This is a genomic window from Kordiimonas aestuarii (assembly GCF_025574465.1).
Lineage (GTDB): Bacteria > Pseudomonadota > Alphaproteobacteria > Sphingomonadales > Kordiimonadaceae > Kordiimonas > Kordiimonas aestuarii.
In genome coordinates this window covers 77242-91555 of the sequence record NZ_JAOBPP010000015.1, presented here as the reverse complement: position 1 = coordinate 91555, position 14314 = coordinate 77242, and the positions used below count along the sequence as shown (strand labels likewise).

The 14314-nt window shown below is 56.8% G+C and carries 13 protein-coding genes and 1 pseudogene; 9 read left to right on the top strand and 5 right to left on the bottom strand.

What is annotated here, in order from left to right; translation table 11 throughout:
• Positions 1–11 precede the first annotated feature (11 nt).
• The 6 genes from OEU85_RS04445 to ettA all read left to right on the top strand — a co-directional run bounded on the left by OEU85_RS04445 (position 12) and on the right by ettA (position 5268).
• Entirely contained in the window at positions 12–1004 is a 993-nt protein-coding gene (locus OEU85_RS04445) for an alpha/beta fold hydrolase (protein WP_262690244.1), read from the top strand.
• A 34-nt stretch (positions 1005–1038) separates the two neighbouring features.
• Positions 1039–1677 (top strand): LysE/ArgO family amino acid transporter, encoded by a 639-nt coding sequence (locus OEU85_RS04440; RefSeq protein ID WP_262690243.1) that lies wholly within the window; start codon positions 1039–1041, stop codon positions 1675–1677.
• Between the two features lie 26 nt (positions 1678–1703).
• Positions 1704–2384: a glutathione S-transferase family protein gene (locus tag OEU85_RS04435; protein WP_262690242.1), complete on the top strand. Its 681-nt coding sequence runs from the start codon at positions 1704–1706 to the stop codon at positions 2382–2384.
• A 17-nt stretch (positions 2385–2401) separates the two neighbouring features.
• Complete coding sequence (locus OEU85_RS04430) at positions 2402–3064, top strand: glutathione S-transferase family protein (RefSeq protein WP_262690241.1); 663 nt, start codon at positions 2402–2404, stop codon at positions 3062–3064.
• Between the two features lie 14 nt (positions 3065–3078).
• Positions 3079–3498 (top strand): GFA family protein, encoded by a 420-nt coding sequence (locus OEU85_RS04425; protein WP_262690240.1) that lies wholly within the window; start codon positions 3079–3081, stop codon positions 3496–3498.
• 99 nt (positions 3499–3597) lie between these two features.
• The gene (gene ettA, locus OEU85_RS04420) at positions 3598–5268 is read left to right on the top strand and encodes an energy-dependent translational throttle protein EttA (RefSeq protein WP_262690239.1); all 1671 of its coding nucleotides are present in this window, start codon (positions 3598–3600) and stop codon (positions 5266–5268) included.
• Between the two features lie 99 nt (positions 5269–5367).
• On the opposite strand, the gene OEU85_RS04415 is transcribed toward ettA, so the two are convergent.
• Complete coding sequence (locus OEU85_RS04415; RefSeq protein WP_262690238.1) at positions 5368–6141, bottom strand: MlaA family lipoprotein; 774 nt, start codon at positions 6139–6141, stop codon at positions 5368–5370.
• 266 nt (positions 6142–6407) lie between these two features.
• Here OEU85_RS04415 and OEU85_RS04410 point away from each other — a divergent pair, with 266 nt between their 5' ends.
• The 3 genes and pseudogenes from OEU85_RS04410 to metH all read left to right on the top strand — a co-directional run bounded on the left by OEU85_RS04410 (position 6408) and on the right by metH (position 11981).
• Complete coding sequence (locus OEU85_RS04410; protein ID WP_262690237.1) at positions 6408–7349, top strand: ArsR/SmtB family transcription factor; 942 nt, start codon at positions 6408–6410, stop codon at positions 7347–7349.
• Between the two features lie 4 nt (positions 7350–7353).
• On the top strand, positions 7354–8268 hold the full coding sequence (gene metF, locus OEU85_RS04405) for a methylenetetrahydrofolate reductase (RefSeq protein ID WP_262690236.1): 915 nt from the start codon (positions 7354–7356) through the stop codon (positions 8266–8268).
• A gap of 2 nt (positions 8269–8270) precedes the next feature.
• Positions 8271–11981 (top strand): annotated as a pseudogene (gene metH, locus OEU85_RS04395) (methionine synthase).
• On the opposite strand, the gene OEU85_RS04390 reads toward metH, so the two are convergent.
• The 4 genes from OEU85_RS04390 to OEU85_RS04375 form a co-directional block, all read right to left on the bottom strand.
• Positions 11978–12886 carry an MBL fold metallo-hydrolase gene (locus OEU85_RS04390; RefSeq protein WP_262690233.1) on the bottom strand — a complete coding sequence of 303 codons (909 nt, stop codon included), beginning with the start codon at positions 12884–12886 and terminating at the stop codon, positions 11978–11980. The pseudogene metH and the gene OEU85_RS04390 overlap by 4 nt on opposite strands.
• Before the next feature lie 58 nt (positions 12887–12944).
• On the bottom strand, positions 12945–13478 hold the full coding sequence (locus OEU85_RS04385; protein ID WP_262690232.1) for a PAS domain-containing protein: 534 nt from the start codon (positions 13476–13478) through the stop codon (positions 12945–12947).
• A 297-nt stretch (positions 13479–13775) separates the two neighbouring features.
• Positions 13776–13940 (bottom strand): hypothetical protein, encoded by a 165-nt coding sequence (locus tag OEU85_RS04380; RefSeq protein WP_262690231.1) that lies wholly within the window; start codon positions 13938–13940, stop codon positions 13776–13778.
• A 134-nt stretch (positions 13941–14074) separates the two neighbouring features.
• Entirely contained in the window at positions 14075–14272 is a 198-nt protein-coding gene (locus OEU85_RS04375) for a hypothetical protein (RefSeq protein ID WP_262690230.1), read from the bottom strand.
• Positions 14273–14314 lie beyond the last annotated feature (42 nt).

Here is a 14314-nt window from a genome sequence, read left to right as displayed (position 1 = left end):
GGGAGGATCGTATGACAGAGTGGCCAGTACCGGAGATGGTGCCCACAAATGGCGTGACACTTGGCGTTTACCGCATGGGCCCGGAACCAGCGGAGAGTGGCAAGCCGGCCGTTTTTTTTCTGCATGGCTTCCCCGAAATTGCCTATAGCTGGCGCGCGCAGATGACCGCTTTTGCCGAAGCGGGCCACAGTGTTTTTACGCCTGATCAGCGCGGATATGGTGTTTCAGACGCGCCTGAGGGTGTGCAACAGTTTACCATGCAGAAATTGACCGACGACCTGCGCGGCCTACTGGACCATTACGGCATCGAGAAAGCTGTGTTCGTGGGGCACGACTGGGGTGCCATCATCCTGTGGCAACTGCCGTTTTATATGCCGGAGCGTGTGTTGGGCTGCGCCGGGCTTAATGTGCCACTGTTGCCGCATTACCCGATGGACCCTGTCGCCATGTTCCGCGCAAGGTTTGGCGAGGATATGTATATCGTGCGCTTTCAGGAAGAGGGCGCGTGCGAGCCGATTCTTGAGCGCGACCTGATGCAGACTTTCAAGTTTTTCTTGCGCAAACCCAACAAGGGCAAGGTGCAGAAGTCTGACGTGCCGTTTGAGGAAAAAAGCCTTGACCTGTTGGGGCTATTGGAAAAAGGCGAAGACGCCTGGGGCGGTGAGCGGCTGTTGTCGGACAGGGAGACAGCTGTCTACGCCAAGGCATATAAGAAAAACGGTTTTACCGGCCCCATCCACTGGTACCGCAATTTTACCGCTAACTGGCAGGACCAGAAACGCTTCCTCGAAGGTGGCAGACTGCCGCATGTGAACCTGCCGTGTCTGATGATCACCGCAGACCTTGACCGCGCCTGCCCACCTGTTATTGCTGATGCCATGGCTGGCATGTGCACGCCCTATGAGCGTATCGACCTCAAAGGCTGCGGGCACTGGAGCCAGCAGGAACGCGCGGATGATGTAAACACCGCGATCATGGACTGGATGCAGCGCCACTTCGCCTGATGAGGGTCGGCCTGCGAGGCGCAGGAGCGGTTCTATGCTGCCGGTTTTTCTGGAAGGGCTTGTGGTCTCGTTCGGGCTTCTGCTTGCCATCGGGCCGCAGAATTTTTATGTGTTGAGGCAAGGGCTGAAGCACCGCCATGTCTTTGCCGTTACCACCACCACCTTTGTCTCGGATGCCTTGATGATCAGCCTTGGTGTGATGGGGGTCGGGCGATTTTTCGCTGACTTTCCGGCGCTTGCCTACTGGCTCGGGTGGGGCGGTGTTGCATTCCTTATGTGGTTTGCGTCTAAAAGTCTGAAGGCTGCCATCAGGCCCGATGTCATAACAGATGATCGCATAGACGCTTCCGCTGGTGCTGCGGCGGGCAGGGGTGCAAAAATCGCCGTCCTGCACGCACTGGCGTTTGCGTGGCTCAACCCCTGGGCTTACGTGGATACCATGGTGCTGATTGGGGGTGTTAGCGTGAAATATGACACGGATGCCGCGCGGTTGATGTTCCTTCTGGGTGCCGTTCTGGCCTCTGTCATGTGGTTTTACACCATCGGATATGGTGCCAGGCGCGCGGCGCCCCTGTTTGCAAAACCGGTAACATGGCGTGTGCTCGACAGCATCATCACGATTGTCATGCTTGGGGTTGCATTCCTCCTCATACGGCACCAACTTTCCCTTTAAGGGAAACCCACATAAGGAATAGTCACATGCAGCTTGTCGGCATCAGCCTGTCGCCATATTTTGAACGTGCGGTCATCACCCTTGATGTCAAGGGCGCGCTGGATGAAGTGGAACTGGCATTGCCTCCGGGGCCGTTTGGCTCGCCGGAACTGAAAGCTGCCAACCCGACCGGCAAGATCCCGTATCTTCGCCTGCCGGACGGGGAATTTATCCCCGAAGGGCAAGTCATTGCCGAGTATTTCAACGAAACGTTCGAAGGGCCTGACTTGATGCCCGCCACGGCACTTGAGGCCGCGAAGGCCAAGCTCGTGTGCCGCACGATCGACCTTTATGTCGGACCGCACACCTCATCGCTGGCGCGCAGCATCACACGTGGTATTCGGGACGAAGCGGCTATCAAGGCGGCGGTTGAGGACGGCTTGCCGCTGGGGCTTGACCTCATTGAGGGCTATCTTGGTGGCGGCGATTATGTGGTGGGGGATGCTTTCAGTTTTGCTGACACCGCACTCATACCGCACATGTTCCATTTCCTCGTTTTCCTAAAGGAGTTTGAAGTGACAGTGTTTGAAGGGCGGCCAAAACTTGCTGCATGGTGGGACAAGCATAAGGAATCTGATATCGTGGTCAGGAGCCATAAACGCATGGCGGCAGCGCTGGAGTTTTTGCTCAAGCGCATCGCGGCGGCCAAAGCGCAGCAGGCAACATGACGACGGGAAGAGGGAAGATGATGAAACTGGTGGGCGAAAGTGTATCACCCTATTTTGAACGCGTGTATATAGGCCTTGATATCAAGGGTATGACCGACAAGCTTGACTACGGCATGCCGGACGGGGGTTTCAAGTCAGACGCGCACTGGAAGGCGCACCCCTTAGGCAAGATCCCGTATCTGATCAAGGATGATGGCAGCACCCTGACCGAGGGGCAGGTGATTCTCGAATATCTGGACCGCACATTGGGCGGCACACTATTAACGCCTGAAGACTTTGATGCAGCGACCGACGCCCGTGCCATCGCCCGGATTCTGGACCTTTATTATGCGGAAGCCGTGCGCCCCATGGGGCGGGTGGCTTTTGGTGGTACCGCAACGGATGATGAGATCGCCAAGGCGCGCGAGGAAGATATCCCCAAGGCGCTGGCCTATGCATGCAAATATATGGGTGACGGTACGCGCGCGGTGGGGGACAACTGGACGATTGCCGACTGCGCGTTGATTTCCCATCTGTATTGGTACGGTGCCTTGATGCCGCGTTTCGGGCTTGAAGGTTTTGGCGAAAATAAAAAACTCGCCGATTATTGGGACCGGGTGAAGGACGACCCGGTGGTGACCCGCAGCTTTGAGCGCACCAAAAAAGCCTACGATAAATTCTTCGGCGACAATGACAAATAAGGATAAAAAATTTCATGCGTGAAGAGGTCAATTATACCGGTCGGTGCCTGTGCGGCAGTGTGAAGGCGGAGATTGTGGCGCGGGCCAAATGGTCCAGCCATTGTCATTGCCCCAGTTGCCAGAAGGCGACCAGCGCCGGCTTTGCGACCTATGTGGGGTTTGAACGCGTGGCTGTGCGCTTCACGGGTGAGGACCCAAAGCTCTATAAGTCCAGCCCCGGGGTCAAACGCCGCTTCTGCGGTACTTGCGGCAGCCCGGTTTCGTTCGAGGGCGAGGCATGGCCGGGGGAGATTCATTTTCACGCCCTGTTCCTTGATCAGGCGGCAGAGTTTGAACCCGAAGCCCATGTCTATGTCAAAACACGCATGCCGTGGGTGGAACTGAGCGACCATCTGCCTGTCTTCCGCAAATTCGAGGAAGAAGGCGAAAGCTGACAAATAGCCGGGCCTATCCCGCAATCCCGCTTGTTCTGACCGCCATTCTGCGTTAACAGAGGCGCAAAGTTTTCACGCGAAATTCCAAGGACCGATTTCATGGCCTCCTATCAGTATGTTTACCAGATGCACAAGCTGTCCAAGACCTATGCGGGCGGCAAACAGGTGCTCAACAACGTCTCCCTCAACTTCATGCCGGACGCCAAGATCGCTGTCATCGGCCAGAACGGCGCGGGTAAGTCGACCCTGATGAAAATCATGGCTGGCTACGACAGGGAGTTTGCCGGCGAAGCATGGGCTGCCGAAGGTATCCGCGTCGGGTACCTGCCGCAGGAACCACAACTGAACCCGGAAAAAGACGTGCTGGGTAACGTGATGGAAGGTTTGGCAGCCACTCAGGCACTGGTGGATGACTTCAACCAGGTCGCGACCGACTATGGCATGGACCCTGAAAACATGGACCTGTTGGCCAAAATGGGCGAACTGCAGGAACAAATCGACGCCGCCGACGCGTGGGATTTGCAGTCGCGCGCTGAAGTGGCGATGGACGCGCTGTGCTGCCCGCCAAATGATTGGCCAGTGGACAAGCTATCAGGCGGTGAGAAACGCCGGGTGGCGCTGTGCAAGCTGTTGCTGGAGAAGCCTGAAATTCTGCTGCTTGATGAACCAACCAACCACCTTGACGCAGAAACCGTGGCATGGCTTGAGAAACACCTGCAACAATACAAGGGCTGTGTGATTTTGGTTACGCACGATCGCTACTTCCTTGATAACGTTGTGGGGTGGGTGCTGGAGCTTGACCGTGGTCAGGGCATTCCGTTTGAAGGCAACTATAGCGCATGGCTTGAGATGAAGACCAAGCGCATGGCGCAGGAAGAACGCTCAGACAAGGCGCGCCAGAAAGCCATGGAATCGGAGCTGGAGTGGATCCGGCAGTCGCCCAAGGCGCGGCAGGCCAAGTCCAAGGCACGCATTAAGGCTTATGACGAGATGATCGAGCAGCAACATGACCGTGTTGCAGGCCCGGCGCAAATCAAGATTCAGCCACCAAAACGCCTTGGCGGAAAAGTGATCGAAGCCAACGGGCTGACCAAAGCTTTCGGTGACAAGCTGCTGTTTGACGGGCTTGACTTCAGCCTGCCACCTGGGGGCATTGTTGGCGTGATTGGCCCCAACGGTGCCGGTAAGACCACGCTCTTCAAGTTGATTACCGGCCAGGAAAAGCCGGACTCTGGCGAGATCAATGTGGGCGAAACCGTTGAGCTGGGATACGTAGACCAGTCCCGCGACGCGCTGCACGCTGACAAAAACGTCTGGGAGGAAATCTCCGGCGGGCATGATGTGTTTTATTTCGGTAAAACCGAGATTAACACCCGCGCCTATGTGGGCGCGTTCAACTTCAAAGGCGGTGATCAGCAGAAGAAGGTTGGCCTGCTATCGGGGGGCGAACGTAACCGCGTACACCTTGCCAAAATGCTCAAGGAGGGGGGCAACGTGCTCCTGCTCGATGAGCCGACAAACGACCTTGATACCGAAACCCTGGCTGCCCTTGAGGAAGCGCTTGAAAACTTCGCCGGTTGTGCGGTGGTTATCAGCCACGACCGCTTCTTCCTTGACCGTATTGCCACCCATATTCTCGCCTTTGAAGGCGACAGCCATGTGGAATGGTTTGAAGGTAACTTCGAAGCCTATGAAGAAGACAAGAAGCGCCGCCTGGGTGCCGACGCAACCCAGCCGCACCGCATCAAATACCGTCGCTTCACCCGCTAGGGCGCAGCGCTGTAAAAACAACAAAGGGGCCTTCAAGGGCCCCTTTTTTTGTGGATGGCCATGTGCAGCAAACGGCGGCAGGCCGGCCGCTTGATCTGGCTAGTCCGGTCGGGCGGCATCTTCTGCCTCAATAGCGGCCTGCTGCTCTTCCAACTGGTCAAACAAGTCTTCTTCAGGCTCCGGCGGTGCGCCGTCATAAATCTCGTACCGGCGGCGTTGCCAGTAAACCGAGCGCGCTACCACATAGGGGTCGTCTTCCTTATAGAGTTCATCAATCTCGTTGTGGAAGCGAACGCGTGCGTCAAAAGCTTCAATGGCTGTGCGGGTCAGGCTGAGGTCGAAGAACTTCTTGCTGTCATCAATTTCCTGCAGTGTCAGTGTCACTGGGTCACCATACACATTGGCGGCAAAGCCAATGGCGTCCCGGCCATTTGAGGGGCCGACGAATGGCAGGACAAGATAGGGACCATCACCAATGCCCCAGGTGGCGAGGGTCTGGCCAAAATCTTCGCTATGATAGGGAATGCCCACATCGTCCGATACCTTGAAAAGGCCGGCGATGCCGACGGTCGAATTCAGGATGAAGCGGCCCAGCGTCGCCCCCGCGCGGTCAAACTTGAACTGCAAGAGATCATTGAGGAACACCCATGGTTCGCGCAGGTTTCGCATTACGTTTGAAACACCCTGACGCGGCGCTTCCGGTACGACGGCAATATAGGCAGCGCTGACGGGTTTGAGGAGCACACGGTCGGTCACGCGGTTAAACTCAAACACGGCCCGGTTCATTGGCTCGAGAGGGTCGTGAGCCCCGGAGGCGGTGCCGGGGTGCGTGGAGGCGCAGGCGGTTGTCATCAACAATGCAGCCGCAGCCACGGCGCTTTTCCCATGGTGTGAAAATATCATACTGTCCTCAGTCGCGAGCGGATTCGCGGTATAGTCTTTTTTTGGCAATTATTGCAGCAATGTGGCAATAATAGGCGGTTTCTACAAGAGGGCGTGTAATTTTTCACTCCTACATTGTTCACATGCCCGTGTGATGAGTTAGAAAAAATATCCCGCCGGTCGCAGAAAATCATACCTTTACATATATAAAGAAATCTTTATATTGATCTCGAACACGATCACGGGACCCATATCTTATGGAACAACTTCTGGCTGCCCTCCGCGCTGCGGGTGAAGCGACACGGCTTCGCATCCTTGCCCTTCTCGGCAAGGGCGAATTGACGGTCGGCGAACTTGTCCAGATTCTGGGGCAGAGTCAGCCTCGTGTGTCGCGCCACCTGAAACTGATGGGCGAGGCGGAGCTGCTGGATCGCTTTCAGGAGGGGACGCAGGTTTTTTACCGCCTTACTGATGGGGGTTTGGGAGCGAGGTTGAGCGACGCGCTTCTGGAGCTGCTGCCGGAAACCGACGATGAACTGGCGGCCGATTATAAGGTGCTGGATGACATCCGCGCGGAGCGGTTCGAGCGGGCGCAGGCCTATTTCCGCGCACACGCGGAAGAGTGGGACCAGATACGCTCGCTTTACGTGGCGGAAGCCGAAGTTGAGGCCGCGCTTCTTGAGATGCAAGGCGCGCGCAGGATGGCGCGTATGCTGGATGTTGGTACCGGCACCGGGCGCATGCTGGAAGTATTCGCGGAGCTCACCGAACAGGCGCTGGGGATTGATGTATCGCGTGACATGCTGGCGGTGGCACGCGGCAATCTGGCAATGAAATCGCTGGAGCAGTGCCAGGTGCGCCAGGGCGATATGTATGACCTCGCGCTTGGTGACAGCACGCAGGACATGGTGCTGTTTCATCAGGTGTTGCACTTTGCCGATGACCCGCAACGCGCGATCCGGGAGGCCGCGCGTGTGCTGGCCCCGGGTGGCACGCTGCTGGTGGCGGATTTTGCGCCCCATAGGGAAGAATTTTTACGCGACGAGCAGGCGCACCGGCGTCTTGGTTTCGCGGATGAGGAAGTCGCCAACTGGTGTGCAGTTGCGGGGCTTGAAACAACAGAGGTGCGGCACCTTGATGGTGGCCGCCTGCGTGTGACGATCTGGCGGTGCGACAGGCCTGCCAATGGTAAGGAGTAGGGGTATGGCCCGAAATGGTGCTACCGGTCTTGGTGGACGCTCGCTGTTTGAAGAAATGGCCAGCGACGTGAATGTCTCGTTTGAGTTTTTCCCCCCGAAGACCCCGAAGATGGACGAAACATTGTGGCATTCCATCAAGACGCTTGAGGCACTGAACCCCAAGTTTGTCTCTGTCACCTACGGCGCGGGCGGCACCACGCGGGAGCGCACGCACAAAACGGTCAAGCGCATTCTGGATGAAACCAGCTTGACACCTGCTGCTCACCTGACGTGCGTTGGCGCTGACAAGGCTGAGGTGGATGAGGTCGTGCGTGACTATTGGGATGCCGGTGTGCGGTCCATCGTGGCGCTACGCGGCGATGCGCCGGAAGGTGCAAGCTGTTACACACCGCATCCCGGCGGCTATGAAAACGCGGCGGCACTCGTCGAAGGCCTGCGCAGCGTTGGTGATTTTGATATCTCTGTCGCCGCATATCCCGAGCGCCACCCGGACAGTGCCAACCTTGCCGCCGACCTTGAGAACCTCAAGCGCAAGGTGGATGCCGGTGCCAACCGCGCGATCACACAGTTTTTCTTTGAGCCGGACAGCTATTTCCGTTTCCTTGACCACTGTGAAAGCTATGGCATTGACGTGCCGGTGGTGCCAGGCATCTTGCCGGTAACCAACTTTGCCACGCTGAAGAATTTTGCCGGAGCCTGTGGCGCCAGTGTGCCGGTGTGGCTTGGCAAGTTGTTCGAGGGACTGGACGAACGCCCGCAAACCCGCAGCCTTGTCGCCGCCACCGTGGCGGGTGAGATGGTACGGCGTCTGTATGCAGGCGGCGTGCGCGATTTTCATTTTTACACGCTTAACCGCGCGGAGCTTACCTATGCGATTTGCCATATGCTGGGCATACGCGGTGCGGATGAAGAGGTTTGATCATGTCGGGTAAACTGGAACTTCTGAACAAGCTGGCCGCTGAACGCATTCTGGTGATGGACGGTGCCATGGGCACCATGATCCAGAAGCGTAAGCTGCAGGAAGCGGATTATCGCGGCGAACGCTTCAAGGACTGGCCGTCGGACCTCAAGGGCAACAATGACCTTCTGGTGCTGACCAACCCGGATGTAATCGCGGATATTCACGCGGCGTTTCTCGAGGCTGGTGCGGATATTATCGAGACCGATACTTTTAATGGCACGTCGATCTCCATGGCGGATTATGATATGCAGGCGCTGGCGCGCGAAATCAATGTGGAAGGTGCACGGCTGGCCCGCCGTGTGGCCGATGAATGGACAGCGCGCACGCCGGACAAGCCGCGTTTTGTCGCTGGCTCTGTTGGTCCGACAAACAAAACGCTCAGCGTTTCGCCCGATGTGAACAACCCGGGTTTCCGTGAAGTGAACTTTGATGATGTCGTAGCAGCTTATGAAGAGCAGGTGGACGGCCTGATCGATGGCGGCGTGGATATCATTCTGATTGAGACAGTGTTTGATACCCTGAACGCCAAGGCAGCGATTTTCGCCACCGAGAATGTGTTTGAGGCACGCGGCACCAGGTTGCCGATTATGCTCTCCTGTACCGTGACGGATATGTCGGGCCGTAACCTGTCGGGTCAGACGGTTGAAGCCTTCTGGTATTCAGTGCGCCACGCCAAGCCGTTCACCATTGGCCTCAATTGTGCGTTCGGGGCAGAGCATCTGCGTCCGCATGCGGTGACATTATCCGCCATTGCAGATGCGCGTATCGCCATCTACCCGAACGCGGGCCTGCCGAACGAGATGGGCGAATATGACGAAACGCCTGAGGTCACAGGCGGGCATTTGAAAGAGTGGGCTGAAGAGGGGCTGCTGAATATCGTCGGGGGTTGTTGCGGTACCACGCCTGAGCATATCGCGGCGATCGCAAAGGCGGTAGAGGGCGTTGCACCGCGCAAGGTGCCCAAGCACAAACCCGCCATGCGGCTTTCCGGCATTGACCCCATCACCATTATCAACGCGGCTGAGTAAGGTACCAATTTTATGAGTAAACCCACTGCGCAGTTTATCAATGTTGGCGAACGTACCAATGTTGCCGGTTCCGCAAAGTTCAAGAAACTGATCTTTGAGGAGAACTATGAGGAAGCCGTTTCTGTTGCGCGTCATCAGGTGGAAGGCGGCGCGCAGATTATCGACATCAACTTCGATGACGCTATGCTTGACGCTGAAGAAGCGATGGAGAAATTCCTCAAGCTTTTGGCGGCTGAACCGGATATCGCCCGTGTGCCGGTCATGATCGACAGCTCCAAATGGTCGGTGATCGAGGCGGGGTTGAAGTGTGTGCAGGGCAAGGCGGTGGTCAACTCGATCAGCCTCAAGGAAGGCAAGGACGATTTTGTTTCGTACGCGAAACGGGTTATGCGTTATGGCGCTGCCGTTGTGGTGATGGCGTTTGATGAGAAGGGGCAGGCGGATACCCTTGAGCGCAAGTTCGATATCTGCAAACGCTCCTACGATATTCTGGTGAACGAGGTTGGTTTCCCACCCGAGGATATCATCTTTGACCCGAATATTTTCGCGGTCGCCACGGGTATTGAGGAACACGACAACTACGGTGTGGACTTCATTGAAGCGACAAAGCTGATCAAAAAGAACCTGCCGTACGCCAAAGTTTCGGGCGGGGTGTCTAATGTGTCTTTCTCCTTCCGGGGCAATAATCCGGTGCGCGAGGCGATGCATAGCGTGTTCCTCTATCATGCCGTGCGCGCGGGCATGGATATGGGCATTGTGAACGCAGGCCAGCTCACGGTTTATTCCGATATACCGCCTGAGCTTAAGGAGCGGGTGGAGGATGTGGTCCTGAACCGGCGGTCAGATGCCACGGAACGCTTGCTTGAAATCGCTGATCAGTTCAAGGGTCAGGGCGGCGTTGCCCGCGTTGAGGACTTGTCGTGGCGCGAACAGCCGGTCGCCAAACGGCTTGAGCATGCACTGGTAAAGGGCATCGCCGATTATATCATTGAGGATACGGAAGAAGCGCGGCAGATGTTCGACCGCCCCATCGAGGTGATTGAAGGCCCGTTGATGGACGGTATGAATGTGGTCGGTGACCTGTTTGGCGCGGGCGAAATGTTCCTGCCCCAGGTGGTGAAATCCGCCCGCGTGATGAAACAATCGGTCAACTACCTGCAACCCTATATCGAGGCCGAGAAAGCCGAAGGCGCCAAAGCCAAGGGCAAGATTGTCATGGCCACGGTGAAGGGTGACGTGCACGATATCGGCAAAAATATTGTCGGCGTGGTGTTGCAGTGTAACAACTTTGAAGTCATCGACCTTGGTGTGATGGTGCCATGGGCTGATATCCTCAAGGCCGCGAACGACCACAGTGCGGATATGATCGGTCTTTCCGGGCTGATCACACCCAGCCTTGATGAGATGGTGACCGTGGCGCACGAGATGGAGCGTTCGGGCTTCAATACTCCGCTTCTGATTGGCGGCGCCACCACCAGCCGTGTGCACACCGCTGTCAAGATAGCACCGGAGTATTCGGGCGCCGTGACGCACGTGCTGGATGCTTCCCGTGCAGTGGGTGTCGCCAGCACGCTGGTGTCGGAAGGCATGCGTGCCGATTTTGTCGCCAAGGTGAAGGCCGAGTATGACGATATCCGCGAAAAGCGCCTCGCCCGGCCAAAGTCCGACCGGCTGGTGAGCCTTGAGGCCGCGCGCGCCAATAAAGCCACGCCAGATTTCGAAGCCTTTACGCCGACACGGCCAGCCTTTACCGGCACCAGGGTATTTGATGAATATCCGTTGGCGGAACTGGTGCCCTATATCGACTGGACACCGTTTTTCCGCACGTGGGAACTGGCGGGCAATTACCCGGCGATCCTTGAGGACAAGGTCGTGGGCGAAAGTGCGCGCAGCCTGTTTGCCGATGCACAAGCCATGCTCAAACAGATCGTCGATGAAAAATGGCTGACAGCCAGGGCTGTTGTGGGTTTCTGGCCGGCCAATGCCGTGGGTGACGATGTGGTGCTCTATACCGGTGATAACCGGAATGAGGAACTGACGCGGCTGCATTTCCTACGGCAGCAAGTACAGAAGCGTGAAGGCCGCGCCAATGACTGCCTTGCTGATTTTGTCGCCCCCGAAGGTACAAAGCCTGACTGGGTGGGCGGCTTTGCCGTCACCACCGGGCACGGGATTGAGGAACATCTGGCGCGTTTCAAGGCCGCGCATGACGACTATAACGACATCCTCCTCAAAGCGCTGGCTGACCGGCTGGCCGAAGCCTTTGCCGAGCGTATGCATGAGCGGGTGCGCAAGGAGTTCTGGGGTTATGCTGCGGATGAAAATCTGGACAAGGCTGAACTGATCAAGGAACGCTACTCAGGCATTCGCCCGGCACCCGGTTACCCGGCGTGCCCGGACCATAGCGAAAAGCCCGAGCTGTTCCGCCTTCTGGATGCGGAGGCAGAGGCCGGTATTCAGCTGACGGAAAGTTTCGCCATGCTGCCAACGGCGGCAGTTTCCGGCTTCTATTTCGCGCACCCCGAGACGCACTATTTTGGCGTTGGCAAGGTGGGTGAAGACCAAGTGGCGGAGTATGCCGACCGCCGCGGTGTGGATACCGACCAGATCAAACGCTGGATCCGGCCCAATTTGGCGGATTAAGGCTCAAACACCTCAAGGTCCTTGGCTGAGATAACCGCGCCGTTATAACCAGCGGCGTGGATTTCCCTTACGAGGTCCTCGTCGGCTGTGCCCCAGTATAATTGGTGGTAAAGCACCAGAAGTTTGGGTTTTGCCTCGTTCGCGATGGCGGCCAGTTCGCTCGCGGACGTATGGAAGCTGGCATGATATTTTTGCCAGACTGGTTGCCGCCTTTTGAAACCGGCATCCGAATAGACCTCATGCACAAGGATATCCACGCCTTTTGCCGCTTCGATAAGCGCGGGACTGGTTCTGGCATCACCGGAGATGACAATGGTTTTGCCGCCTGACGTGAATTTATAGCCGTATGCTTCTTCCCAACTGCCATGCAACACCGGGATCGCCTCGACCGTGACACCGTCGCTCTCAAGCACGATACCCGGTGAGATTTCTTTTACCTTGACCTTGTGGCCTTCGGGCGTTGCTGGCTCGAGGCCGCTCAGGCGCATCTGGACATCAACTGAATATGCTTTCGCCAGATGGCCAGCCATGTCTGCCGTACCCTTGGGACCAAATAGTCTCAAGAGGATGGGCCGCTCGAGCACCCAGGAAGTGAAAATAAGGTCGGGCAGTCCGACGGTGTGGTCCGAATGCAGATGGGTGAGGAAAGCGGTATCGAGCTTGTCGGGGGCGAGCGCGGGGATGCCGTTTGCTGCGGCGGCTGCGGCGCGGCGCACAACCCCAGGCCCGGCATCAACAACGAAGGACCTGCCGCCAACAACAACCGCAACCGCGGGGCCGGAGCGAGCGGGGTCGGCGTTTGGCGTGCCGGTACCCAGCATCACCAGTTTCATGTCGCTGGCGCCCGCGTGCGCGGTAATGAAAAGCATGCACAGAAGTGTGCAGCGAATGATAGCTGACGACATCGCTTTCCCCTTGATGGGGGATAACTATTACATGGTGTGCTGCCGCCGTGAAGGCGTTTTAATCACGCCGTTCCATGGGCTGATAAACCACACCATAGAGCACCATATCAACAGACTTGCCGTCGCGCGCCAGCGGTAACGCCAATACGCTATAGTGCTGGAAGTCTTTCGGGGCCCAGGTGGCGCGCTGATTGGTCAGGTAATAGGGCTCAGCTTTTTCCACAAGGATACGGGTGCGTTCGATGATGTGCTGGGTATTTTCGAAGCTGGACCAGGTTTTGCCGGTAAGCTCAATGCCCGCGCCCTCCGAGATCATGGTGCCACACACCCGGAACGAGAAGTCGAGGCCGCCGTCGATGACATCGGCGATTGCGATATACGGCAGCAATTTCTTGATTTCCGATGGCGAGATATCGCGGCGCGAGGGCAACTGACCCAGTTTGGCCTTTTTGGTTGACCAGAAACGAAACAGTGCTTCCAGTAGAGGGTGTTCGACCGACGCACTTTTAAAAGTGGTATTGTCACGTTCATCCGCAGGGCTGCGGGAAAGGCTCTCACGGCTGGGCCGCAGGGCGTCTTTAATGTTCTTCAAACCGGGTATCAAAACGACAACTCACAAACTCGAAACACATGAACGCTAAGCGCGAGGGAATACACTGTCTTGCGCCAAGGTTAAAGGGGGTTAATCATAAATATGGCGTTTTTCTGCGACTTTGCAGCATAATGTGGGGAACATAACACGCACGCACAATAATCTTGTCTGGCGGTGTCATCACGCGCAAGAAATGAAGTCGGAAATTAAACCTTCGTTTATGACTAAGCTTGAAAAGCGGGTGGTGACGCAGAGTGACTCAATCAAAAACCGCCGCGCCGGGAAGGCGCAGCGGTTTTATGCGCAGAACTCAGGATACTCGCGACCATCAATGTCAGTGACAGTTCCAACCACCGTCATCCATGTGCCCTCAGGCATCACTGTCCGATACGCGGGGTAGCTGGAGAAGGCCATCAGGCGGACCACTTGTTCCGCATCAGCGTCGTTGGCGTAATAGGTCATGGCGATGGAATGTACATATACGCTATCCGCCTCAATGGACCGCTGCTCACATAGGTCGTCGTCAATGACACCGCGTACAGTTACCTTGTCGCCATCCAGAATCTGGCTGTTTTCATTGTACCAGTCCCAGTCGTTTATCTCGACCGTGATGAAACCGTCACCATAGTCGAGGGTGAAATTCTGGCATTAATGTCGACTACATCACCGGTGAGCTGGATGTGGCTCCCATCCTCAAGGGCTGTGCTGAAGGGGTTTGTGTCACCGGCGGTGGCTGCGCCGTCCATACCCGCAACAGCGGTAATCATGGCAAGTGTCAAAATGTTACGTTTCATGACTTAACCTCCTTTTACTATGCCCGCACCGTGGGGCGATGC

Coding starts and splice junctions, on each gene's coding strand:
- OEU85_RS04375 (WP_262690230.1), bottom strand. CDS start 14,272: ATGAAACGTAACATTTTGACACTTGCCATGATTACCGCTGTTGCGGGT.
- OEU85_RS04440 (WP_262690243.1), top strand. CDS start 1,039: ATGCTGCCGGTTTTTCTGGAAGGGCTTGTGGTCTCGTTCGGGCTTCTG.
- OEU85_RS04425 (WP_262690240.1), top strand. CDS start 3,079: ATGCGTGAAGAGGTCAATTATACCGGTCGGTGCCTGTGCGGCAGTGTG.
- OEU85_RS04380 (WP_262690231.1), bottom strand. CDS start 13,940: ATGACCTATTACGCCAACGACGCTGATGCGGAACAAGTGGTCCGCCTG.
- OEU85_RS04435 (WP_262690242.1), top strand. CDS start 1,704: ATGCAGCTTGTCGGCATCAGCCTGTCGCCATATTTTGAACGTGCGGTC.
- ettA (WP_262690239.1), top strand. CDS start 3,598: ATGGCCTCCTATCAGTATGTTTACCAGATGCACAAGCTGTCCAAGACC.
- OEU85_RS04390 (WP_262690233.1), bottom strand. CDS start 12,886: ATGTCGTCAGCTATCATTCGCTGCACACTTCTGTGCATGCTTTTCATT.
- OEU85_RS04410 (WP_262690237.1), top strand. CDS start 6,408: ATGGAACAACTTCTGGCTGCCCTCCGCGCTGCGGGTGAAGCGACACGG.
- metF (WP_262690236.1), top strand. CDS start 7,354: ATGGCCCGAAATGGTGCTACCGGTCTTGGTGGACGCTCGCTGTTTGAA.
- OEU85_RS04430 (WP_262690241.1), top strand. CDS start 2,402: ATGATGAAACTGGTGGGCGAAAGTGTATCACCCTATTTTGAACGCGTG.
- OEU85_RS04445 (WP_262690244.1), top strand. CDS start 12: ATGACAGAGTGGCCAGTACCGGAGATGGTGCCCACAAATGGCGTGACA.